Raw genomic sequence first — 26,007 nt, 5'->3', positions numbered from 1 at the left:
TTTTTCAACGATTCCAGAGATTTTGAAAGCCTTCTCTGGGACCTAATGTGGTGCCGGCACCAGGAATCGAACCCGGGACCTACTGATTACAAGTCAGTTGCTCTACCAGCTGAGCTATACCGGCGGTGAGGGCGCTGATTATAGCGATTAGCGGCGGGGTGTAAAGCCCGCGCTGCGCTGGCGCACGTGTCCTCAGAAATTTCCCACATCCGAGACGGATTCTTCGACCAGCCTGGGCGGAAAGCACCTACAGGCCCGGCGTACCCGCGCCGCAACAATGTTGCCTCCTTATCGCCGCTTCGGTTGCTGTCGGAGGCCTGTGTTTCATGCGGTTCACTTTCATTGTTGCCTTGTTGGCGTGGTTGCCTGCCGTCGCGGTGGCGGGGCCGAAAATCAGTATCGGGTCGCTCAGTGATTATTTGCAGGCGGACAAAGGCGTGCTGGTCAAGCGCGTGTTCAACGGCGGCGACGCTACTGCCTTTGTAAAGGTGCGTGCCTGGGAACTGCTGCGCAAAGCCGACGGTACCGTGGAGGAGGTTGCGCTGGATATCGAGGCCGGGGGCGGCGAGCGTGAGCTGGTGGTAAGCCCAACCCGCCTGATTATCCCGGCCAGTGGCATGCAAACGGTGCGCTTGCTGTTCGACGGCCAGCGTGACCGCGAGCGCTATTTTCGATTGCGCTTCAACCCGGTGCTGCCTAGCGCCGGGGATGGCTTCGAGCTGACCGAGCAAGAGGCCGAAGCCTATGAGGTGTCCATCGCCGGTGGGGTGCAGATGCTCGCCGGGTTTGGCTCGCTGTTGTATGTGCGGCCGCGCGACGTCATGCACCAGCTTGAAATCGACGACCAACTCGGGCGCTTCGTGGTGCGCAATGTGGGCAATGCCACCGCGGTGCTGGAGCGCTTCCGCCGCTGCGATGCATCTGGCATCGACTGCGACCCTGCCGTGGTGCATCACCTGCCGCCCGGCAGCACCCGCGCCTTCGCGAAAACCCCCAACTCCACTTACGCCTTCGAGCATCGGCGTGGTGCATTGGCGCCCCTGCCTTACGAAATCAAGGGCTAGCCGGGCCCTTTAACCACCGGCACCAACCTTAACGAAAGCAACAGGAGCACCTGCCCCATGAAATACCTCGCCCTTCCGTTGGCCTTGCTTCTCGCCGGCCAGGCCGTGGCCGCCGATAACACTGTCTCCAAGCGCATTCAGGTCACCGCTTTGGTGCCCACCGCGGTCTTCTCGTTCCTCGACGAGCACGGCTGGATGAACGAAACGCAGAAGATGGCCTTGGGCTCTAACGGCAACCTTGAAGGCATCGTTGGCAAGCGGGTACTGGTCCGCAGCACCACTGGCGCCATCTCCGCCCGCCTGGAAAGCGAAGCCGTGCTCACCAGCCGTGGGGATCGCATCCCGCTGACCATCACCGCCAACGGCGTGGACCTGAGCAATACCTCGCAAGAAGTGGTGTCCGCTGCGGACGCCGCTAACCGCTTCTACATGAACATGGACATTTCCGCCGCGGATGGCCCTTACGCGCCGGGCAATTACATGGCGTTCGTGGACGTGACCTTCGAAACCCCGCTGGGCAACGTTACCCCCTAAGCGCCACCCCGAGCGGGCCGCGCTGGCCCGCTTCATTCCCTATTCCGGAAGTGGACACACGCTGTGTTTGAAAACCATCTCCTCAAGCCTGTGCTTGCCGGGGCGGCCGCCCTAAGCCTGTTCATGGCTCAAGCCAGCGCAGCCGGGCCAGCCAGCCTTGACTTGCTGAGCCAGGCGCGAGGGCTGCCCGCTGAATTCAGGGACCATTTCTTCGATGTGCCGGTGGTGGTGCGGGTAGACCTTAACGGCCGTTATCTAGGGGATGCCATGCTCCTGCTAGGCCGCGACGAAACCGTGCAGTTACTCAAATACTCCGACATTGGCCAGACCGAGGCCTCGGCCGAACAACGCCAAGCCTGGCTCCAGGCCTTGAGCGAACCGCGCACGCTAGGCGACTGCGCCCGTGACTGCCCCAACGGCTTGGTGGCGCTGCACTACAGCCTCGAGCGTTCGACGCTATCCATTCTGACCGGGGAGGTTGAGCGCGACAGCGAAACGCCTCGTTTCCATCAATTGCCCGAGCGCAGCGGCGGGCTGCTATTGCGTAATCAATTGAACCTGGCGGGCAGCGAATCCCAGCGCTATGGCACCTGGGTTGCCGCCGCCACCGGCAGCATAGGGCAATGGACCACCGTCGCCGAAGGGCAGGTGGACAACAGCCGCTACGAAGGCGTGAGCCTCGACCGGCATCGCCTACGCAGCCTGTATGCCGATCACTTGCAGGGCGACAGGTTCTTTCGCCTGGGCTATTTCTCCCCGGCCGTGCAGGGCCTTAGCCGCCAGCCCCGCACGTTGAGCGGGCGCCCCGAAGGCACCTTGGGGGTGATGTTCGGCAGCAGTGACAGCCTGGCCGTCGACAACGCCCAGCCAAGCGCCAGCCCGGTGTATGTGACCCCCAATCGCCCTGCCACGGTACAGGTGTACCGCGACGGCTCGCTTATCTACAGCCAGCCCGTGCAGCCCGGCTTGCAGGCCATCGACACCCGGCCGCTGCCTGGGGGTATCTATGAGGTAGAAGTGCGCGTGGTCGAGGACGGCCAGGTCACCGCCACCACCAACGAATTCATCTACAAGCCCAGCGGCTGGAAGAACCCTGAGCAACGCTGGCGCTACAACGCCTACCTCGGCCAGGGGCGAGAGCTGCTCAGCGACTGGGACGATCGCCAGGGCGAAGGCATGAATGCCGGCGTGATCGCCAACTACATGCTGCACCCGCAGGCAATCCTTGGGCTGTCGGCCGAGCATGTGGATGCGCGGATGCAATACGGCCTGTCCCTGGACACAGAGCTAAGCCAAGGCCTGCGCCTGTTCGGCAACCTGTACCGCACCGAGGATCGCGGCGACGGCATCGATGCGCAGGCGATCTACACCTACCGTGCGGGCAATCTGATGCTGACCCACAACCGCTCCTGGCTCTACTACGAGGCCTGGGACGACCGCGTGCCCGCGTTTTTCTCGGCGCGGCGGCGCTGGCAGGTGCGCGAGAACACACAAACCGCGCTGACCTGGCAGCACCGTTTTACCGCGCGGGGCGCCGGCACCGCCCGGCTCACGCATGACACTGGGCCGGCGGCCGGCACCGGGCTGGACCTGTCCTGGATTCAGCGCAGCATCCTGTTTGGCTCCGAGGGTTATTGGCGCTTCTCAGTGTTCGACCGGCCGGGCAGCGACAGCAGCGGCAACCGTCGCAGCCGTGGCGTGGACGTGAGCCTGACGCTGGCGCTAGGCAGCAGCGGGGACCAGCTAACCGGTACCGTGGGCACCCGTACCGACCGCGACGGCAGCCGGGAGCAGACCGCGACCTTGAACTACCGCCATCAGCTTGCCGGGCCTTTCCTGCGCAGCGTAACCGGCACGCTCAACAGCGACAGCTACGGCTTGGGCGTGGGCGGGCGCGCGGAATTCCTAAGCCAGGCCGCCGCTGGCGACCTGTACCTGCAAACGTCGTCTTATAACGGCGAGCTTGGTGGTGGGCTCAACCTCAGCAACACCTTGGCGCTCGGCGAGGGCCATCTCGCCTCTAGCGGCGATTTCAATGCTTATGGCGCTGGGATGATCGTCGACGTGGACAGTGACCTGGCCGACGTCGAGCTGCGCACTTACGACGAGCACGGCATCAGCGGCCGTTTGGTGCCGGGGCGCAATGTAATCCCCGTGACCCCCTACGAGCCGGGGCGCGTGCGTTTCGATTTTCGCGGGGAAGGCGCGCACCCCGCGGTGGTGGTCCCGCAGGTGGCGGACTATCACCTGAATAAAGGTGCGGTGAGTTACCACAAGGTGCAGGTGATGCGCACCGTGACGGTGATCGGCCAACTGCTGGACGAGCGCGGCAAGCCACTGCCCGGCGCCATGGTCATCAACCATGCCAGCCGTGGCGTCAGCGAGGCGGATGGGTTTTTCGCGGTGGAGATGAGCCATTCCAACCCGAGCCTGGAGGTCCGCCATCACGGCAAGCGCCGCTGCCTGGTCAATGTGGACCCAGCACGGGCAAAACGGGAACAGGACGTGCTGATGGTCGGCAAGCTGACCTGCAGCCAGACCACCGTCGCTGGCGCCGCCGAGGGAGGTCAGCCTGATGTATAAGCCGCTATTCAACCGGTTGGGGCGCAGCGGCCTGCGCCGGGCCTGGCCGCTTTTGGCCTTGTGGGCGTGCACTTCGCTGGCCAGCGCAGCCAGTGTGGATATCAGCCTACAGTTCCGGCCTTCGTCTGATGGTTCGGGCTTCAAGAACACCACGCCGCCGTCCGGGTTCTGCCAAGAGTACGGCGGCTGCGGCGAGCAGATTGCCTCGGTTGCCGTGCCCGTGGAATATGAGCGCCGCGTGCTCAGCGGCCTGCCGCCTATCGCGCGACGTTGGTCGCTGCGCACCCCGCCTCAGGCCAAGGTGACGCTGCTCTCCGCCAATGGCAGCTCCATCGCGGCGGATTTCGACATTACCCATGTGGCGCAAGTGCTGGGAGGCCAGGGCGTGGACCGCCCTGAAAACCCCGCCTCGCATTCGAGTACTGGAGGCAACTGCGCGTATGTCTCCGCGTACGGAAGCAGCGGTAACCGTGTGGGCTTTATCTGGAGAATCGCCGACCCGGTGTCGCCTGGGCTGTGCTATCCGGCCAGCAGCGGGGCCCAAACCCCTCGAGAAATCGACGTCACGGCGCGTTCGATGTCGGTCGGTTATCGGCTAAAGCTGCCCAAGCCGCATGGGGTGCGCAGTGGCTTGTATTACGGCAGCGTGACTTACAGCGTGGGCGAAGCCGGGGATTTCAGCCTGGGCAGCCAGGTCAGCCAACTGAGCGATAGCAGCGTTACCTTCAACTTCACCGTGGATGTGCAACATCAGCTCAGCGTGGACTTCCCCGCCGGTTACGAAAACGTCGACCTGCAACCACCCGCACGCTACGGCGGCTGGCATCAATACCTGACCGGGCTTAAGCCGCCACCGAGCCGAATCGAAAAGTTTCTGCCCTTCCGCATGTCCGCATCCGGGCCTTTCTCGATCCAACTACGCTGCGATGAGCCTGTAGGGTCAGCCTGCGGGGTACGAAATGTCAGTAACCAACGGATTGCGAAAATAAGCCTTTTCCTGACCTTGCCTGCCTCTATCACCTATCGAGGCACTCCGGTCAAAGACGCTTTGATGCAGCACGATTGGGTATTTGAAGTTGAGCCCAACTATCCCGTGGTAGATGAACCAGGGTTGCTTGAGATCGCCTCGGAAACCATGGACTTCCAACGAATAATGCTCAAGAACCCAGGCCATCCGTTCCGTGGGAGTTTTACGTTGGTGTTCGATGCGCAGATTTAACGGCTTGCCCTGGGCACGCTGTTGGGGCTTGGTAACAGCCCTCTTGTTTAGCGCGCCGGCCATGGCCACGCCAGCCTTGGATTCTGGCGCGCTCTACGATTACTTGGCGGCAGGCCGAACTACCTTTACCAAGCGCATCGGCAACGTGGGGGACGCCACGGCGTTTGTAAGGGTCGAGGTGGCCGAGCTTACCTATGGCCCGGACGGCAAGCCGCAGGAGCGCGCCCTTGAAGGCACCGAACGACCCCTGATCGCTAGCCCGTCCCGCTTGATCATTCCTCCAGGCAGTTATCGAGAGATCCGTGTGGTTTATCGCGGGGGTAGAGCGGCGGAGCGTTACTTTCGCCTGCGCTTCGTACCCGTGGTGCCGCGAGCAGAAGAAGCCTTTGGCTTGGCGCAGGAGGCGCGGGAGGAATACCAGCAAGCCATCGTCGCTGATGTAGGCGTGCTCAAGGCTATCGGCGGGGTCGTGTTGGTAAGCCCTCGGCCGGCGCTGTTCCAAACGAGCGTCGAGCAGCACGATAACCAGTTACGAGTCGCCAATCGTGGCAATACCACGGTGGTGCTGGAGGGCCTCGCCCTGTGCCAGGGGCCTGGTGAGTGTGGGCAGGGCAAGACTGTGCACGTGCGGCCCGGCAAAACATTCACGTTGAAGGGTGAAAAGCCCCAGCGGTTTCTTTTTACGCTCATTGAAGGCAAGGATCGCCGCCGGTATACGCCGTAGGCGGGGCGGCTGTATTGCACTGAAAGGAGACGCCTATGCGAACCGCGCTGATTGTGGATGACCAACCGTATATTCGAGCGACTGTCGAAGAAATGCTCAAGGAAGAGGGCTTCGATTCCTTTGCCCATGCCGCTGATGGCGTGCAGGCCGTGGCGCTGGCGCGCCAGGTTCGGCCGGCGTTGGTTGTGCTGGAAATTGCACTTCCCCGGCTTGATGGCCTTAGCGTTATCCAGCGGATCAAAGCGCTGGGCTTTCCCACTCAAATGCTGGTGTTAACCAGTTACCCGCCTGAATACGGCGCCGAGCGTTGCCTGAAGGCAGGCGCGGCAGGTTTTCTTTCCAAGACCAACCGCCCCGAAGATTTTCGTAATGCCGTGCGCACTATTACCTCCGGGTTTATTTTTTTTCCCAACTGGCAAGCGAACGTGGACGGCCCCACGCTCGGCGACGCCGCCGAAACCGAGCGCATTGCTGGTTTGTCCGCTCGGGAGTTGTCGGTGCTGCGTTATCTGGCCGTGGGCTTTACCAATATTCAAATTGGCGAAGCACTACTGCTTAGTAACAAAACCGTCAGCTCTTACAAGTCTCGCCTGGTTGCCAAGCTTAAGGTGAAGTCAGTCGTTTGCCTGGCCGAACTTGCCCGGCGCCACAACTTAGTGTGAACGTCTATTCACAACTCAGAAAGTAAGCGTCGCGCTCGCCAAACCGTGAGAAGGTAAGCGCAACCCAAAGGTTTTACACAGAGTTATCCACAGGTTGTTGGGCAGCGCGTTCCGCGATGATCATCAGGTTGCGAGGGGTGACGGCCGCCTCGCAAAAGGTGCCCACGCGCACCTGGTAACCCTGTTCGTGAAGCCATAAGGCACGATCCAGCACCAGCCATAGCTCCAATGGCCTGCGAAACAATGCCCGCGGCAGTTCAAGGTTGCGCACCTGGGCGAGGCGCGCCCAACCTTGCGCTTCCAGGCTGGCCCAGTCGCAGGGCGGTATCGCTGGCAAACCTTTGAGTTGCGCCAGGTGCCGGCAGTAGTCCTCGAACGGGCGCCCGAGCCAGCTGACGGGCAGCGAAGGCGTAGGCAGGTAGCTGTCGCTGTTGCGCAGCCGCCGTTGCAGCAGGTCGAAGCCCAGGCGCCGGGCCATGGACAGGTCGCGCTGGCGCCGCTCGCGGGTGCCGGCGGTCACGGCTTCGCTGGCGGGCAGGGCGAGGTCCTCAAGGGTCAGCTCTGGGTTTTCGCGGTTACCTTGGCGTGACAGCGGCACATAGAGAGAGGCGCGGGTGCGGTTGTAACAGCAGGGCGCGATCGCCAATTGCGTGCAGCCTTGCGCCAGCGCCAGCGTTAGCAAGCGTATGTGCAGGTCGCCACAGGCATGCAGCGCCACCGGCGTAACCCCTGCGGGAATGCGCAAGCCGCTTGCCAGCACATCCGTAAGGCAATGCTCGGCTTGCAGGCCATGGTGTTCGCTTAGGGCTTGCCCGGCGGCTACCAGCGCCGGGTCGTGCTCCCAGCAGGTCAGTGATTGCCCTTCACTGGCCAGGCGGCGGCCGAGGTGGCCTTTACCCGCACACCAGTCCAGCCAGTGGCTTGGGGCGTGTTCGAAGCGCAGGTGGCGGGCGAACGCTTCGATTTGCGTCCATTTGCGCCCGGGTACGTCCCGGTCAAGCCGAGCGGGTGCCGGGGTAAGTGGTCGTTCGGGGAGCGCGCCGATGTTGCACAGCGTTGCAGCCTCAGTGGCCAGTGTCGAGAAAGGAGCAGGAGCCGCCAGCTCCAGCGGCGCCTGCAGGGCGCTCTCGGCCTGCGCCAATGTACGGGTGCGCAACCACCCGGCCAATTGTGGGTAACTGCGTTCCCAGGGAAGTTCGAGGTAGGTGAAGGGCCGTGGCCGCCACAGCGCCTGGTGGTCATCCAGGAAATGACTCAGGGCGCTGAAGCGGCTCGCCAGTTGTGTGCTTTCAAGCATGTTCAACGAATGCTGAAGGGGAAGTACTTGTCGTTGATCTTCTTGTAGGTGCCATCGAGGAGGATGTCTTTGAGCGCCACATTGAGGCGGGTGCGCAGCGGGTCGTTCAGCCGCGTGGCGATGGCGATGCGGTCGCCATCTTCAACCGGCTCGCCCTTGAGTTCGAAGCCTTTTCCGCCATCGGTGCGCAGCCACTCGTAGCCGGTGTACTTGTCGGCCAGCGCACCGTCGATTTGCCCGGTGGAAAGGGCGACATAGAGTTCGTCCTGGGTCTGGAAGGTTTGCACGATCGCGACGTTGGCGGCCTTTTCCTGAAGCCAGTTCGCCGCCAAGGTGCCCTCTTGGGCGCCCAGGGTCTTGCCCATCCAGCTGCCCGGCGTGCCGTCCAGGTCACTGCTTTCAGCAGCGAGGAACTGCAGCTTGTTGATGTAGTAAGGGTCGGTGAAGTCCACCAGCTGTTTGCGCTCATCCGTCACCGAAAGCGACGAAATAAGGAAGTCGAACTGGTTGTCGTTGAGTGCCGGGATGAGGTTCTCGAAGTCTGCGGTGACGATCTCGCACTCCACCTTCATCTTCGCGCACAAGGCGGCACCGATGTCCGCGTCAAAGCCGACGACCTGCCCGCTGGCGTCGGTGTCGTTGAACGGGGGGTGCCCACCTTCCATGCCCATCCGTAGTTTGTCCGCGGCGTACGTTGAAGAAACGCAGGAAAGGGCCAGTACGCAACCCAGTAGCGAACCGAAAAATCGAGCCATGTAGCGAAACTCCAATAGCCAGGGGCAGCGAGGTGTACTCGCTTCGACAACGTTTATGGCAGAAACATCACCGCTCAGGTATGGCTGCTTGTGACATTTTCTTATCCCAGGCAAGCCTAAGCCTTGGCGGGCGGTTGTACCCCGCCCCCAGCGCCTGAGGGCCCCAAAGTTGCACCGAGGCAGGGCGGGGGTGTTACTTGCTGCTCGGAAACAGAGCAAAAAGTGATCTTTGCCTGGGTAATCCGGTAATACTTTTTGGCCCCTGCGACAAAAAGTCATATTGTTCAAGCCCTTGCAGTTATGCCGCTAGGCCTTACTGTGGGGCGGCCTTGAACTATTTTGCATCAATTTGGCGCGCTTCTTGCGTAAAATTATTGCAACGGCGTGTTGCTCGTCTCAAACAGCGGTCATTTGAGCGCAGCGCCGGTCAATCGCTTTCTCGGAAGGGTAAACCTATGAGCAGTATTCAAAACGCCGGTGGGCTTGCCCAAGGGCTGAAAACCCGCCATGTGACCATGCTGTCCATTGCGGGAGTAATCGGTGCCGGCCTGTTCGTCGGTTCTGGCCACGCTATTGCAGAAGCAGGGCCTGCCGTGCTTCTGGCTTATGCAGCCGCGGGTACCCTGGTGGTGCTGGTGATGCGCATGCTGGGTGAGATGGCGGTAGCCTCGCCGGACACTGGCTCGTTTTCCACCTATGCCGACCGTGCCATTGGCCACTGGGCCGGTTTCACCATCGGTTGGCTTTACTGGTGGTTCTGGGTACTGGTGATCCCGCTGGAGGCCAACGCCGCCGCCGGCATCCTGCATCAATGGATTCCAGACGTGCAGGTCTGGGTGTTCGCGCTGATCATTACCGCAGTGCTTACCGTCACCAACCTGTTCAGCGTGAAGAACTACGGCGAGTTCGAGTTCTGGTTCGCGCTGCTGAAGGTCATCGCCATCGTGGCCTTTATCGTGGTGGGCCTGGGCGCCGCCTTTGGCTTCGTGCCGGGCAGCCAGGTCAGCGGCTTCAGCCATGTGACCGATACCCAAGGCTTCATGCCCAACGGCTTGGGCGCTGTGGTGGCGGCCATGCTGACCACCATGTTCTCGTTCATGGGTACCGAAATCGTAACCATCGCCGCCGCCGAGTCGCGTGATCCGGGCCGCCAGATCTCCAAGGCTACCAATTCGGTCATTTGGCGCATCTGCCTGTTCTATCTGGTGTCGATCTTCCTGGTGGTGGCCCTGGTGCCTTGGAACGACCCAGCGCTGCCGCAGCTTGGCTCCTACCAAACCGTGCTCAACCTGGTTGGCGTGCCTAATGCCAAGATGATCGTGGATATCGTGGTGTTGGTCGCTGTGACCAGCTGCCTGAACTCCGCGCTCTATACCTCTTCGCGCATGCTGTTCTCCCTGAGCAAGCGCGGCGACGCACCCAAGGCGGCACAGCGCACTTCCCGCGCCGGCACCCCTTATGCCGCGGTTATCCTGTCTACCGCTGCCGCGTTCCTGGCTACTTTCGCCAACTACGCAGCCCCTGCCGCGGTGTTCGACTTCTTGCTGGCCACCTCCGGCGCCATCGCGTTGCTGGTGTACCTGGTGATCGCGTTCTCGCAGCTACGCATGCGCCGCAAGGCCGAAGCGCGTGGCGAACAGTTGACCTTCAAGATGTGGGCCTTCCCGGGCCTCACCTACCTGGTGATTGTGTTCATCATTGCGGTGCTGGGCGTGATGTTCCTGCGCGACGATCACCGCATCGAGATCATCGCCACGGGCTTGCTGACCATCGCCGTGGTGGCTGCCGGCCTTATCGTTGACCGCCGCCGCAAGGCTGCTGGCCACGCCCGGGTCGCCTTGGGTAGCTGAGTTAGCGACGCAAATGCAAAAGGCCGCTACCTGCGAAGGTAGCGGCCTTTTTTGTTGCCCGCGGGCTTACCAGCGGGGGCCATCGAAGCGCTGGTGCTCCCAATGCCGTGGTGGTGGCGCTGGGCGGTAATACACAGGCTGTGGTGCTGGCTGGTAGTACACAGGCTGTGGTGCGGGTACATACATCACCGGCCGGGGCTGCGGGGCGTAGCGTGGCTCGTGGTAATGATGATGGCCGCCGTTGTCCCAGTTGCCGGCGATCAAGGCGCCTACCGCGGCACCGGCGATCACTGGCACGATCAGATCACGTTCGTCCGCCGACGCTGTACCGGCGACTCCAGCGGCCACCAGGCAAGTGGAAAGAAGCAGGGCTTTGGTCAACTTCGCAAACATGGTGTCTCCTCAAGGCGCCGGTTTGGGTTGCGCCATGAGCCTATGAAACACCATGCCTGTGTAAAGCGCTGTCTAGCGACGGTAAAGGTTCGGTAAGGCGTTATTCAGCCGCCCGGGCGACCACCGCCTCGCTGGCGGCTATATACGCTTGCATGAACTCGTCGGAACTGACCTTGGCCACGGCATCGTCTTCGGCCATGCCCTGGAGTTCGTAGTAAGCCACCCATAGGGAAACGATCAGGTTTTCGATGTCTTCGGCCGAATAGTTGTCGACTACCAATGGCAGCGGGGACTCCTCATGGAACACCTCGCATACCGCCTGCAGCCCATGCTCTTCGGCGTGCTTCATGGCGTCGAACATTTCATCGAACACCTGCGCTTCCATCCCGCCTTCGAAGAAGTCTTCCATGCTGATGGTGTCTGGGGCGAGAGCGTCCGGGTTTTTCGGCGCTGGCGCATCGGGCACATTGTTGCGCAGAATGCGGTTTTGCCGAGCCTTGGCCGAGGCGCGCTTGTTTTTCTTCTGCTGCTTGCGAGGGGAGGACATCAGCGGGCTCCTTTGCCGGCGCGGAACGAAGCGCTATCAGCGTAGCGCAGCACATGAAGGCAGGCGCCTTTCACGCAGCCATCAACAAAAAACCCCTGAATCTTTCGATTCAGGGGTTTCGGTATTAGTGGTGCCCAGGGACGGAATCGAACCGCCGACACGGGGATTTTCAATCCCCTGCTCTACCAACTGAGCTACCTGGGCAACGGGGCGCATTAAACGGGTTTTTCAGGGGGGCGTCAAGCGCTGGTGCAAAATTTTTTTAATCATTACCGTCGCTTACGCGAAAGCGGGTTCATTCCGCGGGCGGCACATAGCCTTCGGCCTTGGCGTAGTCCTCGCCAGAGAGGAACTTGTCCATTTCGGCCATCAGGAACTTACGGTCCTCGGCATTCATCATGTTCAAGCGGCGTTCGTTGATCAGCAGGGTCTGGTGTTTCTGCCAGTCGGCCCAGGCTTTCTGCGAAACGTGCTGGAAGATGTCTTCACCCTTGGCGCCGGGGTAGGGCGGGCGGTCCAGGGCTGGCAGTTCTTCTTTGTATTTGCGGCACATCACGGTGCGAGTCATTCGGGTTCTCCTGCGTGCAAGGCAACGGCCGCGCGCTCGAGCAAGGTTTTCACCGGGGCGGCAAGGCCCAGGCGCGGCGGGGTGGCGAGGTTATACCAGAGCCAGTCGGCCTCGGCCACGTGGGCGGCCTGGGCATCTACCCGCACCAGCCAGGGCTCGATGGTCAGCTGAAAATGGCTGAAGGTGTGGGTCAGGCCGGGGAGTTCATGGGTGCCGCGCAAGGTCAGGTCGTGCTGGGCCACCAGATGTTCGATGTCGCCGAAGCCGTCGAGCTCAGGCAGGCTCCACAATCCGCCCCATAAGCCGCTGGACGGGCGGCGGTACAGCAAGATCTCGCCTTGGCCATTGGCGACCAGCGGCATCAGCGTTTGCCGCTGCGGCAGGGCCTTGCGCGGCTTGGGCGCGGGGTAGCGGGTTTCTTCGCCGAGCAGGTGCGCGCGGCAACCTTCTCGCAGCGGGCACAGCAGGCAGCTAGGGCGGCTGCGGGTGCAGAGGGTGGCGCCCAGGTCCATCATCGCCTGGGTGTAGTCGTTCACCCTGGCATGCGGGGTGAAGCGCTCAGCGGCGTCCCACAATGCCTTGGCTACTTTGGGTTCGCCTGGGTAGCCGCTTTGGGCGGTATAGCGTGCCAGCACGCGCTTCACGTTGCCGTCCAGGATGGGCGCGCGCAACCCCATGCTGATGCTGGCGATGGCACCGGCGGTGGAGCGGCCGATGCCGGGTAGCGTTTCCAGCAGGGCAGGGTCGCGTGGGAATTCGCCTTGGTAGTTCGCCATCACCATTCGCGCGGCTTTCTGCAGGTTGCGCGCGCGGGTGTAGTAGCCAAGGCCGGTCCATAGGTGCAGCACTTCGTCTTCAGGTGCTTCGGCCAGGTCGCGAACGGTAGGCAGCGCCGCCATGAAGCGGTCGAAGTAGTTGAGCACGGTGCTCACCTGGGTCTGTTGCAGCATGATTTCCGATACCCACACGCGGTACGGGTTGATCTGTTGCTGCCACGGCAGGTCGTGCCTGCCGTGCCGGTCGAACCAGCTCAGCACGGCGCCGGAAAATTGCTCTGGGGTCATCGTTTCAGCAGGCCCTTGAGGGCGTCCTTCAGTTCGGGGCTGACCTTGTCACCCAGTTTATCTTCGATCTTCTCTTCCACCCGGTTGCGTACCGCTTGCACGGCGACCTGGCCCAGGCCTTCGCGGTCCACCCGGCAGGCGCGGGCGCCCAGCTCCAGCGGGCCGCGGCAGCGGATTGGCAATTCCAGGTTGGCGAAGCGATCGTTCACCTGGCAGGCAGGGTCTGCCATGTTGCCGCTTTCGCCTTGCACCACCACGCCTACGCGGTAGTCCATGCCCAGCACGCGCAGGTCGATGTCGCCGTTGCCGCTTACCCGCAGGCCGGGGATGCTGGCGTTCAGGTCAGGGTTGTTGGCAACGCCGTCACGCAAGGTCAGGCTGCCGTCCAGGCGCTGGAAGGGCGTATCGCGGCCGCGTGGCTCGCTGCTCAGGGTTTTACGGTTAAGCAATGCAATGCCCTGGCACAGCTGCTGTTCGAGGTTGGCATCTACCAGCACGCCGTTGTCCAGGGCGAAGTGGCCGTTGCCGTCGAGGCTGTCTACCAGTGATTTCTGGCTGTTACCGCTGCCCTTCAGGGTAGCGTCCAGGGTCAGCAGGCCGCGCACGGGCGGGCTGGCGACGTGGCCGGCGAGTACCGCTTCCACCGGTACCCGGTTCAGCCGGGTTTGCAGGTTGAGCAGCGGGGTGTCGGGGCGCACGTCCAGGCTGCCGTTGGCGTTGAATTCGCCCTCGCCAACCTGCCCGCTCAGGCCTTGAAGGTTGAGCAGGCCGCCCGCGCCTGCCACGGTCAGGCGGGCGCTATCGATAGGCAGCTTTTGCAGCGTCAACCGGCCCACGCTGAGCTCAGCTTGCAGGTCGATGGCACGCAGGCGCTCGATCGGGAACAGGCGGTCGTCGCTCCAGGCCTGCCGGCCGGGAGCATCGGGCAATGGGGAGTTACCGCCCGCCGCGACCGCGGCCGCCTCGCTGCCTTGCACCTCGGCCTGGCGCGCGGCGGCAGTGCCTTTGGCCTGCTCGCTGTCGGCGGGCAGGTAACGGTCCAGGTCGAGCTTGTCGCCCTGCAGCCGCACGCGCAGGGCCTGATGGGCAATATCCTCCACGGCCAGGCGCCCGTTGAGGGTGCTGCCGTCTAGCTTGACGTTGAGGTCTTCCAGCGCCAGGGCATTACGGTCGCCCGTTACCCGGCTTACCAGTTCGATCTGGGTCAGCGCCGAGCTGTCCGCGGTGGCTGGCACTGGCTGGGCGATACCTTCGAGGAACGCGCGCAGGTCGAATTGGGCGATAGAGAGCGCGCCGCTGAGTTGCGGTGCGCTATCGAGGTCGCGCAGGTGAAGCTCGCCGAGGGCGCGCAGCTGGTTGGCGGAGAGCTTGAGGTTGTTCCAGTCCGCTACCTGCGCGCCTAGGTCCGCCAAGAGCTGGCCTTGCGCGGAGAAGGTAAGCGTCTGGCCCTGCAGGGGCGCCCCTGTGAGCTCGCCACCCAGGCGCATGTCTTCGAACTGATAACGCTGCACGCCAGGGTCGAAGCGCAGCGTGCCCTTGAGTTCGGTGCGCGCACGCAGTTCTGGCTGGTTGGTGCCGAGGAATGCAGTGAGCGTAACAGGGATGTCCGTGGCGGCATGCACGGCGCCGGTGCTCAGCTGAATGCTCTCGGCGCTGAAGCTACGCCCGCTCTGTTCGTCCAGGTAGCTGACTCGCCCGTTGTTCAGGGTAAGGCTGTCGATATCCAGCTTGAGGGCACGGCCACGCTCCGGGGGCGGCGGCGAATCCGGGCTGGCGTCGGCACTGGCCACGCCGGGCTGGGCGGCATCGCCCGGCAGCGGCTTGCCGAAATCCTCCCAGTTGCCGTGGCCCTGAGCGTCGCGCTGGAGGTTCAGTTCGAGACCGTCCACGCGCACGTCGCTCATCTGCACTTCGCGCCGCAGCAGGGGGAGCACCCGCACAGACAGGCCGAGCATTTGCAGGTTGGCGAAGGGCGTTTGCGGCTGGGCCAACGTGGCGATGCTGGCGTCGTGCAGCTCAAGCCCCAGCCAGGGGAACAGGCTCCAGCCAATGTCGCCGTTGAGGGTCAGCTCCACATGCGCTTTTTCTCGGGCCAGCTTGCGGATCTGCCCCTTGTAGTCGTTGGGATCGAAAAAATGGGTCAGGGCGAAGCCCAGAGCCACGATGATCAGCAACAGCCCGAGTATGGAGAGCCCCAGGATTTTGCCGAACGCTTTCATGGGCAGGGTCCTTTTAGTCCGATTCGTCGATGGGCGCGAGTATAACGTTTTGCTTCCCCGCAAGCGGCCAACGTTGCGCTTGGGTGGCTCACGGCCGCCTCAGCTGGGCATAAGCGCAAGGCATGCGTTCGGCAGTCTTGATATGGCCCGATGTGCGACAGGCCACAAGGCGAGAAAAACACGATAGCAGTTTGCTTCCACTCGCTTAAACAAATGTTAACCTTCGCGCGTCGTCGGCCCTTGTGCGGCAGTTTGTCGCTTGCGGGACGATCGCCTATAAAACGATCAGCACGCCTTGCCTGAAAGATCGTGGCGGTCCTCTGACTTCGAAACATGATTCGAAGTTGCGACCGCGAGCCTAACCACAACCAGGGGTAGTAAATGACTCAAAGCACTCATGCGGCGGGCGCGGCCGGCCGGCCGGGTTTCCTCGCCAAGGAACGCATCATCGCCAAGCCGGGCTTCAACCGCTGGCTGGTCCCGCCAGCGGCATTGGCCATTCACTTGTGCATCGGCATGGCCTATGGCTTTTCGGTGTTCTGGTTGCCATTGTCCAAGGCGCTGGGCGTAACCGCCGCGGTCGCTTGCCCAGCCGATATGGGCTTTGTCAGCCAGGTGTTCTCTTCTGACTGCGACTGGCCGATTTCCATGCTCGGCTGGATCTACACCCTGTTCTTCATCTTCCTGGGCTGCTCGGCGGCTGCATGGGGCGGTTGGCTCGAACATGCCGGCCCGCGCAAGGCCGGTGTGGTGTCGGCGATCTGCTGGTGCGGTGGCTTGGTGATTTCCGCGATGGGTGTGTACACCCACCAGATCTGGCTCATGTGGATCGGCTCCGGGGTGATCGGCGGCATTGGCCTTGGGTTGGGCTACATCTCGCCGGTATCGACCCTGATCAAGTGGTTCCCGGATAAGCGCGGCATGGCTACCGGCATGGCGATCATGGGCTTTGGTGGTGGCGCGATGGTCGGCGCCCCTCTGGCCACGGCGTTGATGTCGCACTTCGCGTCGCCTGCCGGTGTAGGCGTATGGCAGAGCTTCCTGGTGATGGCCGCCATTTACTTCGTATTCATGATCGGTGGTGCCCTGACCTACCGAGTGCCGCCAACCGGGTGGAAACCCGAGGGCTGGACCGCGCCGGCGAAGAAGTCTGGCAACGCGATGATCACCGACCGCCATGTGCATGTAAGCGTGGCCTGGAAAACCCCTCAGTTCGTATTGGTGTGGCTGGTGCTGTGCCTGAACGTTTCGGCGGGCATCGGCATTCTGGGCATGGCGTCGCCGCTGCTGCAGGAAGTGTTCGCCGGCAAGCTGCTGGGCACCAACCAGACCTTCGGTGAACTGGCGCCGGCGCAACTGGCGCAGATCGCTGCGATCGCCGCGGGCTTCACCGGCCTGCTGAGCCTGTTCAACATCGGCGGCCGCTTCTTCTGGGCGTCGTTCTCGGACTACATCGGCCGCAAATACACCTACTTCGTGTTCTTCACCCTGGGCGTGGCGCTCTACGCGCTGGTGCCGAACCTTGGGCACCTGGGTAACGTCGTGCTCTTCGTGGCGGCATTCTGCATCATCCTGTCCATGTACGGCGGCGGCTTCGCGACCGTTCCGGCTTACCTGGCGGACCTGTTCGGCACCCAGATGGTCGGCGCGATCCACGGCCGCCTGCTGACTGCCTGGGCAGCGGCTGGCGTGCTGGGCCCGGTGTTGGTCAACTACCTGCGCGAATATCAGCTGAGCATCGGCGTTGAACGCGCGGCGGTTTACGACATTACCCTGTACATCCTGGCCGGCTTGCTGGTCTTGGGCTTTATCTGCAACGCGCTGATCCGCCCGGTTGCCAGCAAGTACTTCATGACCCCCGAGCAGCTGGCCGCAGAGCGCGCTATCAGCCACGACAAGAGCAGCAATGGCTCGACAGTCCTGGAATGGCGCGCCGCTTCGGACACTCTGCCATGGGTGATTGCCGCCTGGCTGGCGGTCGGCATCCCGCTGGCGTGGGGGGTGATGATCACCATCCAGAAGGTTGCCGTGCTCTTTTAAGCGCTGAGCCGCCTTCAGGCACAGAACCGCTTTAACCAAAACCCCGCGTTGCTTCGGCTGCGCGGGGTTTTGCGTTTCTTCGTCGCGTTCGCTTCATGCCGCTGCCGCTATGGGCCTATAATGTGCCCCTTTTTCGCTGAATGAATGTGTGCGGAGTTGGTGATGGCCGAACGTAAGGCGTTCGTCGAGCGCAATACCCTGGAAACCCAGATCAAAGCCTCGATCAACCTGGATGGCACCGGCAAGGCCCGGTTCGATATCGGCGTGCCGTTCCTCGAGCATATGCTCGACCAGATCGCCCGCCATGGGCTGATCGACCTGGATATCGAGTGCAAGGGTGACCTCGCCATCGACGATCACCATACCGTCGAAGACGTGGGCATTACCCTTGGCCAGGCCTTTGCCCGCGCCGTGGGGGACAAAAAAGGCATCCGCCGCTATGGCCATGCCTATGTGCCACTGGATGAAGCCTTGTCGCGGGTGGTCATCGACTTCTCCGGCCGCCCCGGCCTGCAAATGCATGTGCCCTACACTCGCGCGGTGGTGGGCCGGTTCGATGTGGACCTGTTCCAGGAGTTCTTCCAGGGCTTCGTCAACCATGCCCAGGTGACCCTGCACATCGATAACCTGCGCGGTATCAACACCCACCACCAGATCGAAACCGTGTTCAAGGCCTTCGGCCGCGCGCTGCGCATGGCTGTAGAGCTGGACGAGCGCATGGCCGGGCAAATGCCTTCCACCAAGGGCGTACTCTGATGCAAACGGTAGCGGTGATCGACTACGGCATGGGTAACCTGCACTCCGTGGCCAAGGCTTTGGAGCACGTGGGGGCCGGTAAGGTGCTGGTGACCAGCGATGCGGCGGTGATCCGCGAGGCGGACCGGGTAGTGTTCCCCGGCGTTGGCGCGATCCGCGACTGCATGGCCGAGATCCGCAGGCTTGGCTTCGATGCCTTGGTGCATGAAGTGAGCAAGGACCGTCCCTTCCTCGGCATTTGCGTGGGCATGCAGGCGCTGATGGAGCGCAGCGAAGAGAACGATGGCGTCGATTGCATTGGCGTGTTCCCGGGCCAGGTGCGCTTCTTCGGCAAGGCCCTGCACGAAGACGGCGAGCACTTGAAGGTGCCGCACATGGGCTGGAACGAAATCAGCATGCCGGTGGACCACCCGCTGTGGCACAGCATTCCGGACCGCGCCCGCTTTTACTTCGTGCACAGCTACTACATCGAGGCAGGCAAGGCTTCGCAGGTGGTCGGCCGCGGCCATTACGGCAAGGACTTCGCCGCCGCACTGGCAGAGGGCCCACGCTTCGCCGTGCAATTCCATCCCGAGAAAAGCCACACCCACGGCCTGCAACTGCTGCAGAACTTCGCCGCCTGGGACGGGCGCTGGTAATGAACAAGGCCAAAAAGTCGCCGATTCTCACGCTTACACCCGAGCAGGAGCGCGAGGCGGTGGCCCATATCAAGCGGCTCCTGCAAGACCGCTTCGACTTGGACCTGGGCTCGTTCGAGGCGCTTGAAGTTCTCGAGCTGTTTACCCGTGAAATAGCTCCACATTATTACAACAGGGCGATTTTCGATGCGCAGGCGCACCTCAAGGAGAGGTTCGAAAGCATCGAAAGCGACCTGTGGGCGCTCGAAAAGCACTGACTTCCGGGCTTCGCTGTTCACCGATTTCAAAGGTTTCACAGATGCTGATCATCCCCGCTATCGATCTCAAAGACGGTGCCTGTGTGCGCTTGCGCCAGGGCCGCATGGAAGATTCCACGGTGTTCTCCGACGATCCGGTGAGCATGGCCGCCAAATGGGTAGATGGTGGCTGCCGCCGGCTGCACCTGGTGGACCTCAATGGCGCCTTCGAAGGCCAGCCGGTCAACGGTGAAGTGGTGACCGCCATTGCACGCCGTTATCCCGGTTTGCCGATCCAGATTGGCGGCGGCATCCGCTCGCTGGAAACCATCGAGCATTATGTAAAGGCCGGCGTGAGCTACGTGATCATCGGCACCAAGGCTGTGAAAGAGCCGGAGTTCGTGGCTCAAGCGTGCAAGGCATTCCCCGGCAAGGTCATCGTTGGCCTGGATGCCAAGGATGGCTTCGTCGCCACCGATGGTTGGGCCGAGGTCAGCACCGTGCAGGTGATCGACCTGGCCAGGCGCTTCGAGGCCGACGGCGTCTCGGCCATCGTTTATACCGATATCGCCAAGGACGGGATGATGCAGGGCTGCAACGTGCCCTTCACTGCGGCCCTGGCCGAGGCCACCCGCATTCCGGTGATCGCCTCTGGCGGCATTCACAACCTGGGCGACATCAAGGCCCTATTGGCTGCCAAGGCCCCTGGCATCATCGGCGCCATCACCGGCCGGGCCATCTACGAAGGCACCCTGGACGTGGCTGAAGCCCAGGCGTTCTGTGACCAATACACGAGCGGCAAGGCATAAGCGGCATGCCACAAGAAGAAGCGTATCGCGATCCGCCTTTTCTTGCCGCTTGAAGCTTAGAACCTGCAGCTCCGCCGAAGGAGGCCCCATGGCTTTAGCCAAACGCATCATCCCTTGCCTGGACGTGGACAACGGCCGAGTGGTGAAGGGCGTGAAGTTCGAGAACATCCGCGATGCCGGGGACCCGGTAGAGATCGCCCGTCGTTACGACGAGCAGGGCGCGGACGAAATCACCTTCCTGGACATCACCGCCAGTGTGGACGGGCGCGACACCACCCTGCATACCGTGGAGCGCATGGCCAGCCAAGTGTTCATTCCACTGACCGTGGGCGGCGGCGTGCGTACCGTGCAGGACATTCGCAACCTGCTCAACGCCGGCGCGGACAAGGTGTCGATCAACACCGCGGCGGTGTTCAACCCAGAGTTCGTGGGCGAGGCTGCCGCGCGCTTCGGCTCCCAATGCATCGTGGTCGCTATCGACGCCAAGAAGGTCTCTGGGCCGGGCGAGGCGCCCCGGTGGGAGATATTCACCCATGGAGGGCGCAAACCCACCGGGCTGGATGCGGTGGAGTGGGCCAAAAAGATGGAAGGCCTGGGCGCCGGCGAAATTCTGCTCACCAGCATGGACCAGGACGGCATGAAAAACGGCTTCGACCTGGGCGTCACCCGCGCCATCAGCGATGCCTTGGGCATCCCGGTGATCGCCTCTGGCGGCGTGGGCAACCTGCAACACCTGGCGGACGGCATTACCCAAGGCCACGCCAGCGCGGTGCTGGCAGCCAGCATCTTCCATTTTGGTGAATACACCGTGCCAGAGGCCAAGGCCTTTATGGCCGCGCAAGGGATTTGCGTGCGTTAGTCGGTCTCGGGCTCGCGGTGAAGCTCTGTGGGAGCGGGCGTTGCCCGCGAAATGGGCTCACAGGGCCCGGACCTGCCCTCACTCTCTGGAGGGCGCATATGTCCCCTTCCGGCCATGCCCGCGCATGGCCTGGTTGCTCCGCTCCGCGATCATCTGCCGAATGCTGATCATCTCCACGCCTTGGGCTTTCAAACCGGGCAGGGCCTGCTCCAGCAGCGCCAGGGTTTGCGGGTAAGGGTGGCCGATCACCACGGCAGAGCCTTGCTGATGGGCCAGCGCCACGGCCTTGGCTAGCTGTTCGGCAATGGCCTCCGGGGTTCGCACATCATCGAGGAACACATCCCTGGACACGCTTGCCAGGCCAATGGCTTGCGCTTGGGCGGCGGCCTGGGTGCCGGGGCTAGTGCGGCTGTCGACCAGGAACAGCCGCCGCTGCTGCAGCTCACTGGCGAGCACTGCCATGGCATCGGCCTGGGTGGTCATGCGGCTGCCTTCATGGTTGTTCAGGCCAGCGGCGTAGGGCACTGCCTTGAAGGCCGCCGCCAGGCGCTCGCGCAGCTGCGCCTCGGGCATTCCTGGTTGCCAGGCAAACGGCCCAGTGGCGGGGTCCATAGGCATGTGCACGATCACCGTTCTGCCGACCTTGTGGGCTTCGCGGGCAAATTCCGCCGCATGCGGGGTATCTGGCATCACCGCCAAGGTCACTGGCCCCGGCAAGGCCAAGGCGCGGCTATCGCGGGTAGGGTTCTGGCCCAGGTCGTCGATGATCAGGCTCAGGTAAGCAGGCGAACCCGCTGCCCCCTCCTGGGCCATTGCCTGCCCCGCCCAATGCAAGGCGAGCAGGCCCGCCAGTAACCACGCACGCATAGGGTCAGTTGCCGCGGGTGACCTTCAGGCCCTTCAGCAGGCTAAGCGCCTGGCTGAGCTGGAAGTCATCATCCTGTGGGCGGGCTTTCTTGTCCGCAACGCCGGAGCCAGTGGGCCGTTCGGCGCCACCATTGCCATTACCCAGATGCCCCTGCAGGTCGGCTTCTTTGAAGCTTTCCGGATCCTGCTCGCGGGTGATCTTGGCGCGGCGCACTTCCACGTCCGGAATGATCCCTTGGGCCTGGATGGAGCGCCCGTTGGGGGTGAAATACAGCGCGGTGGTGAGCTTGAGCGCGCGGTCATTGTTCAGCGGCAGCACGGTCTGCACCGAGCCTTTGCCGAAGCTGTCGGTGCCCATGAGCACGCCGCGCTTTTGGTCTTGCAGGGCGCCGGCGACGATTTCCGAAGCCGACGCACTGCCGCCGTTGATCAGCACCACCAGCGGCACGCCCTCGCTGGCGTCCGCCGGGTCGGCGTTGAAGCGCAGCTCCGAGTTGGCGATGCGGCCTTTGGTGTACACGATCAGCCCATGGGTCAGGAAATGGTCGGCCACTTCCACCGCCGCTTGCAGCACGCCGCCGGGGTTGTTGCGCAGGTCGAGTACCAACCCGTTGAGCTTCTTGCCGTTGTCCTTGCGCAGCTTGGCCAAGGCGGCCCCGACCTCTTCGCCGGTCTTGACCTGGAACTGGGTCACGCGGATGTAGCCGTAGCCATCTTCCAGCAGCTGGGCTTTCACGCTCTTGACCTGGATGATCGCCCTGGCCAGGGTCACGTCGAAGGGGTTGCCGCCATCCCGCACCAGCGTGAGGGTGATCTTCTCGCCCACCTTGCCGCGCATCTTGTCCACGGCTTCGTTCATGGTCTGGCCGCGGGTCGGCTGGCCGTTGATCTTGACGATCAGGTCACCGGCCTCGATGCCAGCGCGGCTGGCGGGCGTGTCGTCGATGGGCGACACCACCTTGACGAAGTTATCCTCCACGCCTACTTCGATACCCAGCCCGCCGAATTCCCCGCTGGTGCTTTCTTGCAGTTCGGCGAAGTCCTCTGGGCCCAGGTAGGCCGAGTGCGGGTCGAGGTTGCTCAGCATGCCCTTGATCGCGTTCTCGAGGAGCGTCTTGTCGTCGACCGGCTCAACGTAGGCGGCCTTGATGCGGTCCATCACCTCGGCGAAGGTACGCAGCTCGTCCAGCGGCAGTGGTAGCGGTGCCTTGGCGGCTGGCGCGGTGACCGGCGATGCTGCAGGTGCGGGCGCCGGTTTGGAAGGCGCCGGGTCGGCGGCGTTCGCCAAGGGCGCCGCCATCAGCAGAGCCAGGGCCAGCATGGAAAGGCGGGAGGAATGCAGCATGTCGAACGAACTCCTGATCCTGTTTGACCGGTGCAGCGTCAGCCGCGGCACCACTGTGCAGGGTCGGTGGCCCGACCTTGCTGGCGAATGGCGAAATACAATGCTGGTGTGTCCTGCCCACCGCTGGTGCCGACCGTGGAGATCGCTTCACCAGCCTTGACCACGTCTCCGGCACTTTTAAGCAGCGTTTGGTTATGCCCGTACAGGCTGAGATAGCCGTCCCCATGGTCGAGGATCACCAGGAGGCCGGCGCCACGCAACCAGTCAGCGAACACCACTCGGCCCCCGTGGACGGCATGCACGGCGCTTCCAGCGGACGCGCCGATCATGACGCCGTCCCAGCGGGTACGTTCATCACCGCGGGATTCACCAAAGCGCGCCAATAGTCGACCATCGACCGGCCATGGAAGTTTTCCGCGGGCTGCAGCGAATGCTCCGCCAAAGGTTTCGCCCGTGCTCACGCGGACCTCCGCAGCTGGCTTTCGCGCAGGGGGCGGCGTGTCGTTCGCGGCGGCGGCTTCTCGCTGGCGGCGTTCTTCTTCCTGCTGGGCGAGCAGGGCCTTGCGCCTTGCCTCTTCAGCCTCCCGGGCCTGACGGGCCAGGGTTTCCTCGATGGTAGCGAGCACCTTTTGCAGGTCGGCTTGATCCTGCTGGCGCTGTTGTAGCTTCTGGTCGCGTGCCTTGTAGTCGCCGTTGAGCTTGGCCAGCGCAGCCTCGCGTTCCTTGCGGACCTGCTCCAGTGCCCCGCGCTGCTCGTCAAGGGTGCCCTGCTGTACCAGCAACTGGGCTTGCTGCAGCTGGATATCTTTCTCCACACCCGCCAGTTGGCGCAGCGTTTCGTTGAATGCCTTGAGCTGCTCCAGGCGTGCCTGGCTGAGGTAGTCGTAATAAGTCAGGGTGCGGGCGAACTGCTCTGGGTTCTGCTGGTTAAGCAGCAGCTTGAGGTATTCCTGGCGACCGCTCTGGTAGGCAGCCCGCGCCTGGATGCCGATCAGCTTTTGCTGTTCAGCGCGCGAACTTTGGAGTTTTTTTTTCTCTGTTTCGAGGCGTTGCAGCTCGCTCTCGGCCTTCTTAAGCTGTTGCTGTAGCGCATCGACCTGCTTCTGCAGGTTACCCATTTCGGTTTCAGTGCCGCGCAGGTCCTTCTGTACATCGGCGCGTTCCTGCTGCAGCTGCGTGAGCACCTTTTTCAACTCGGCGATATCTTGCCGGGTGGCTTCGATCTGCTGTTGGGTCTGGGCGCGGTCGTCGGCGTGGGCCGGAAGCGTCAGGGCCGCGAGGGCAAGGAAGGCGAGGGCGCGGAGCATTGAGTGGGTCGTTACCGAAAAAATAATGGGGCTAGTATGCCCGGCAGCACCGCCAATCAAAAGGGCGCATGTGCGCCCTTTTGCCCAAGTAGTCAGGCATCGACCAGGATGGAGTGGCCCGTCATCTCGGCTGGCTTTTCCAGGCCCAGCAGCATCAGCATGGTAGGCGCGACATCTGCCAGCACACCGCCTTCGCGCACCTTGTATGGGCCCTTGCCCACATAGATGAAAGGCACCGGCTCCGTGGTGTGCGCAGTGTGAGCCTGGCCGGTGGCCACGTCTTCCATCTGTTCGACGTTACCGTGGTCGGCAGTGATCAAGGCCTCGCCGCCCACTTTTTCCAGTGCCGTGGCGATGCGGCCAACGCAAGTGTCCAGGCATTCCACTGCCTTGATTGCAGCCTCCATGATGCCGCTATGGCCGACCATATCGCCGTTGGCGTAGTTGACGATGATCACGTCATAGCGCTGGTGCTCGATGGCGTCGACGATCCTGTCGGTGACTTCCGGCGCGCTCATCTCTGGCTGCAAGTCGTAGGTAGCGACCTTCGGCGACGGGATCAGAATGCGCTCTTCCCCTTCGAAGGGCTCTTCGCGGCCGCCGGAGAAGAAGAAGGTCACGTGGGCATACTTCTCGGTTTCGGCGATACGCAGCTGGGTTTTGCCGTTCTTGGCCAGGTATTCGCCCAGCACGTTTTCCAGGCTGCTGGGGTGGAACGCGGCCGGTGCGGGGATCTTCGCGGAATATTGGGTAAGGCCGACGTAACCTGCCAGTTTCGGCTGGCGGGCGCGGGCGAACTCCGCGAAGTCGTTTTCTACGAATGGGCGGGACAGCTCGCGAGCGCGGTCGGCGCGGAAGTTCATGAACACCACGGCGTCGCCGTCTTCCACCTTCACCGGCTCGCCGACGGTGGTGGCCTTGACAAACTCATCGCTTTCGCCACGAGCGTAGGCCGCTTCCAGGCCTTCGGAGGCATTGGAAGCGTGGTATTCGGCGGCACCTTCGACGATCAGGTTGTAGGCGGCGCTCACACGGTCCCAGCGGTTGTCGCGGTCCATGGCGAAGTAGCGGCCGATCAGGCTGGCGAAGCGGCCCTTGCCCAGGCGGCTGAAGATGCCTTCCAGTAGCTCGAGCGAGCCATGGGCGCTCTTGGGCGGCGTGTCGCGGCCGTCGAGGAAAGCATGCAGGTAAATGTGCTCGGCGCCACGGCGGGCAGCCAGCTCGACCATGGCAACGATGTGGTCCTGGTGGCTATGCACGCCGCCGTCGGACAGCAGTCCCATGACGTGGACTGCCTTGCCGGCGGCCACGGCCTTATCTACCGCAGCGCAAATGGTCGGGTTCTCGAAGAACTCGCCGTCGCGGATCGCCTTGGTGACCCGGGTGAAGTCCTGGTAAACCACTCGGCCCGCGCCGAGGTTCATATGGCCCACCTCGGAGTTGCCCATCTGTCCGTCTGGCAAGCCAACGTCCATGCCAGAGCCGGAAATCAGCCCATTCGCGTGGGTTTGCAACAACCGGTCAAGATTCGGCTTCTTCGCTGAATAGACGGCGTTGTATTCATGGCTGTCGCTGTGCCCAAATCCGTCCAGGATGATCAGGACCAGAGGTTTCGGCGTGGCTGTCATGGTTCCCACTCGCGGCTGTAAGAGAATAAGAAACATATCTTAG

24 protein-coding genes and 2 tRNA genes are annotated in these 26,007 nt (G+C 62.8%); 13 read left to right on the top strand and 13 right to left on the bottom strand.

Annotated elements, in window-relative coordinates:
- Positions 1 to 48: 48 nt before the first annotated feature.
- Positions 49 to 124 (bottom strand) — tRNA-Thr (locus tag OGL93_RS06910).
- A gap of 202 nt (positions 125 to 326) precedes the next feature.
- On the opposite strand from OGL93_RS06910, the gene OGL93_RS06905 reads away from it, so the two are divergent.
- The 6 genes from OGL93_RS06905 to OGL93_RS06880 all read left to right on the top strand — a co-directional run bounded on the left by OGL93_RS06905 (position 327) and on the right by OGL93_RS06880 (position 6,786).
- Complete coding sequence (locus OGL93_RS06905; RefSeq protein ID WP_263261728.1) at positions 327 to 1,064, top strand: molecular chaperone; 738 nt, start codon at positions 327 to 329, stop codon at positions 1,062 to 1,064.
- Between the two features lie 57 nt (positions 1,065 to 1,121).
- A complete protein-coding gene (locus OGL93_RS06900; protein ID WP_263261727.1) occupies positions 1,122 to 1,598 on the top strand; it encodes a fimbrial protein in 477 nt (158 codons plus the stop codon).
- 63 nt (positions 1,599 to 1,661) lie between these two features.
- On the top strand, positions 1,662 to 4,181 hold the full coding sequence (locus OGL93_RS06895) for a CS1-pili formation C-terminal domain-containing protein (RefSeq protein ID WP_263261726.1): 2,520 nt from the start codon (positions 1,662 to 1,664) through the stop codon (positions 4,179 to 4,181).
- Positions 4,174 to 5,400 (top strand): hypothetical protein, encoded by a 1,227-nt coding sequence (locus OGL93_RS06890; protein ID WP_263261725.1) that lies wholly within the window; start codon positions 4,174 to 4,176, stop codon positions 5,398 to 5,400. Before OGL93_RS06895 ends, OGL93_RS06890 begins: the two co-directional genes overlap by 8 nt.
- A gap of 61 nt (positions 5,401 to 5,461) precedes the next feature.
- On the top strand, positions 5,462 to 6,124 hold the full coding sequence (locus tag OGL93_RS06885) for a molecular chaperone (protein ID WP_263261724.1): 663 nt from the start codon (positions 5,462 to 5,464) through the stop codon (positions 6,122 to 6,124).
- 35 nt (positions 6,125 to 6,159) lie between these two features.
- A complete protein-coding gene (locus tag OGL93_RS06880) occupies positions 6,160 to 6,786 on the top strand; it encodes a response regulator transcription factor (protein ID WP_263261723.1) in 627 nt (208 codons plus the stop codon).
- A gap of 73 nt (positions 6,787 to 6,859) precedes the next feature.
- Here the strand turns inward: OGL93_RS06880 and OGL93_RS06875 are convergent, their stop codons facing one another.
- Entirely contained in the window at positions 6,860 to 8,083 is a 1,224-nt protein-coding gene (locus OGL93_RS06875; RefSeq protein WP_263261722.1) for an SAM-dependent methyltransferase, read from the bottom strand.
- A 2-nt stretch (positions 8,084 to 8,085) separates the two neighbouring features.
- Entirely contained in the window at positions 8,086 to 8,838 is a 753-nt protein-coding gene (locus OGL93_RS06870; protein WP_263261721.1) for a transporter substrate-binding domain-containing protein, read from the bottom strand.
- 455 nt (positions 8,839 to 9,293) lie between these two features.
- Here OGL93_RS06870 and gabP point away from each other — a divergent pair, with 455 nt between their 5' ends.
- The gene (gene gabP, locus OGL93_RS06865) at positions 9,294 to 10,688 is read left to right on the top strand and encodes a GABA permease (protein ID WP_263261720.1); all 1,395 of its coding nucleotides are present in this window, start codon (positions 9,294 to 9,296) and stop codon (positions 10,686 to 10,688) included.
- Positions 10,689 to 10,754: 66 nt separating this feature from the next.
- On the opposite strand, the gene OGL93_RS06860 is transcribed toward gabP, so the two are convergent.
- The 6 genes from OGL93_RS06860 to OGL93_RS06835 all read right to left on the bottom strand — a co-directional run bounded on the left by OGL93_RS06860 (position 10,755) and on the right by OGL93_RS06835 (position 15,479).
- Positions 10,755 to 11,081, bottom strand: a complete 327-nt coding sequence (locus tag OGL93_RS06860; RefSeq protein WP_263261719.1) for a hypothetical protein — start codon at positions 11,079 to 11,081, stop codon at positions 10,755 to 10,757.
- 100 nt (positions 11,082 to 11,181) lie between these two features.
- Positions 11,182 to 11,628 (bottom strand): hypothetical protein, encoded by a 447-nt coding sequence (locus tag OGL93_RS06855; protein WP_263261717.1) that lies wholly within the window; start codon positions 11,626 to 11,628, stop codon positions 11,182 to 11,184.
- Between the two features lie 128 nt (positions 11,629 to 11,756).
- Positions 11,757 to 11,832: transfer RNA gene (locus OGL93_RS06850), tRNA-Phe, on the bottom strand.
- A gap of 91 nt (positions 11,833 to 11,923) precedes the next feature.
- Positions 11,924 to 12,196: an oxidative damage protection protein gene (locus OGL93_RS06845; RefSeq protein ID WP_263261716.1), complete on the bottom strand. Its 273-nt coding sequence runs from the start codon at positions 12,194 to 12,196 to the stop codon at positions 11,924 to 11,926.
- Positions 12,193 to 13,260 (bottom strand): A/G-specific adenine glycosylase, encoded by a 1,068-nt coding sequence (gene mutY / locus OGL93_RS06840; protein WP_263261715.1) that lies wholly within the window; start codon positions 13,258 to 13,260, stop codon positions 12,193 to 12,195. Before mutY ends, OGL93_RS06845 begins: the two co-directional genes overlap by 4 nt.
- A complete protein-coding gene (locus tag OGL93_RS06835) occupies positions 13,257 to 15,479 on the bottom strand; it encodes an AsmA family protein (RefSeq protein WP_263261714.1) in 2,223 nt (740 codons plus the stop codon). The genes mutY and OGL93_RS06835 overlap by 4 nt, the downstream gene beginning before the upstream one ends.
- A 381-nt stretch (positions 15,480 to 15,860) precedes the next feature.
- On the opposite strand from OGL93_RS06835, the gene OGL93_RS06830 reads away from it, so the two are divergent.
- From OGL93_RS06830 to hisF, 6 genes are all read left to right on the top strand, one after another.
- Positions 15,861 to 17,519, top strand: coding sequence for an OFA family MFS transporter (locus OGL93_RS06830; RefSeq protein WP_263261712.1), 1,659 nt, complete (start codon positions 15,861 to 15,863; stop codon positions 17,517 to 17,519).
- 162 nt (positions 17,520 to 17,681) lie between these two features.
- Positions 17,682 to 18,275 carry an imidazoleglycerol-phosphate dehydratase HisB gene (gene hisB, locus OGL93_RS06825; protein ID WP_263261711.1) on the top strand — a complete coding sequence of 198 codons (594 nt, stop codon included), beginning with the start codon at positions 17,682 to 17,684 and terminating at the stop codon, positions 18,273 to 18,275.
- On the top strand, positions 18,275 to 18,913 hold the full coding sequence (hisH, locus tag OGL93_RS06820) for an imidazole glycerol phosphate synthase subunit HisH (RefSeq protein ID WP_263261710.1): 639 nt from the start codon (positions 18,275 to 18,277) through the stop codon (positions 18,911 to 18,913). Before hisB ends, hisH begins: the two co-directional genes overlap by 1 nt.
- The gene (locus OGL93_RS06815) at positions 18,913 to 19,170 is read left to right on the top strand and encodes a DUF2164 domain-containing protein (RefSeq protein WP_263261709.1); all 258 of its coding nucleotides are present in this window, start codon (positions 18,913 to 18,915) and stop codon (positions 19,168 to 19,170) included. The genes hisH and OGL93_RS06815 overlap by 1 nt, the downstream gene beginning before the upstream one ends.
- A gap of 41 nt (positions 19,171 to 19,211) precedes the next feature.
- Positions 19,212 to 19,958, top strand: coding sequence for a 1-(5-phosphoribosyl)-5-[(5-phosphoribosylamino)methylideneamino]imidazole-4-carboxamide isomerase (gene hisA, locus OGL93_RS06810; RefSeq protein ID WP_263261708.1), 747 nt, complete (start codon positions 19,212 to 19,214; stop codon positions 19,956 to 19,958).
- Between the two features lie 88 nt (positions 19,959 to 20,046).
- Positions 20,047 to 20,817 (top strand): imidazole glycerol phosphate synthase subunit HisF, encoded by a 771-nt coding sequence (hisF, locus tag OGL93_RS06805; RefSeq protein ID WP_263261707.1) that lies wholly within the window; start codon positions 20,047 to 20,049, stop codon positions 20,815 to 20,817.
- Between the two features lie 78 nt (positions 20,818 to 20,895).
- Here the strand turns inward: hisF and OGL93_RS06800 are convergent, their stop codons facing one another.
- The 4 genes from OGL93_RS06800 to gpmI form a co-directional block, all read right to left on the bottom strand.
- Positions 20,896 to 21,630, bottom strand: coding sequence for a divergent polysaccharide deacetylase family protein (locus OGL93_RS06800; RefSeq protein WP_263261951.1), 735 nt, complete (start codon positions 21,628 to 21,630; stop codon positions 20,896 to 20,898).
- Between the two features lie 58 nt (positions 21,631 to 21,688).
- Positions 21,689 to 23,029 carry a S41 family peptidase gene (locus OGL93_RS06795; protein ID WP_263261705.1) on the bottom strand — a complete coding sequence of 447 codons (1,341 nt, stop codon included), beginning with the start codon at positions 23,027 to 23,029 and terminating at the stop codon, positions 21,689 to 21,691.
- A gap of 38 nt (positions 23,030 to 23,067) precedes the next feature.
- Positions 23,068 to 24,336: a peptidoglycan DD-metalloendopeptidase family protein gene (locus OGL93_RS06790; RefSeq protein ID WP_263261703.1), complete on the bottom strand. Its 1,269-nt coding sequence runs from the start codon at positions 24,334 to 24,336 to the stop codon at positions 23,068 to 23,070.
- A 92-nt stretch (positions 24,337 to 24,428) separates the two neighbouring features.
- A complete protein-coding gene (gene gpmI, locus OGL93_RS06785; RefSeq protein ID WP_263261702.1) occupies positions 24,429 to 25,964 on the bottom strand; it encodes a 2,3-bisphosphoglycerate-independent phosphoglycerate mutase in 1,536 nt (511 codons plus the stop codon).
- Positions 25,965 to 26,007: the final 43 nt, after the last annotated feature.

It is taken from the genome of Pseudomonas sp. RIT-PI-S (genome assembly GCF_025642975.1).
Classification (GTDB): Bacteria; Pseudomonadota; Gammaproteobacteria; order Pseudomonadales; family Pseudomonadaceae; genus Aquipseudomonas.
The sequence above is the reverse complement of the archived record's forward strand: the minus strand, read 5'-3'. Positions and strand labels throughout refer to the sequence as shown.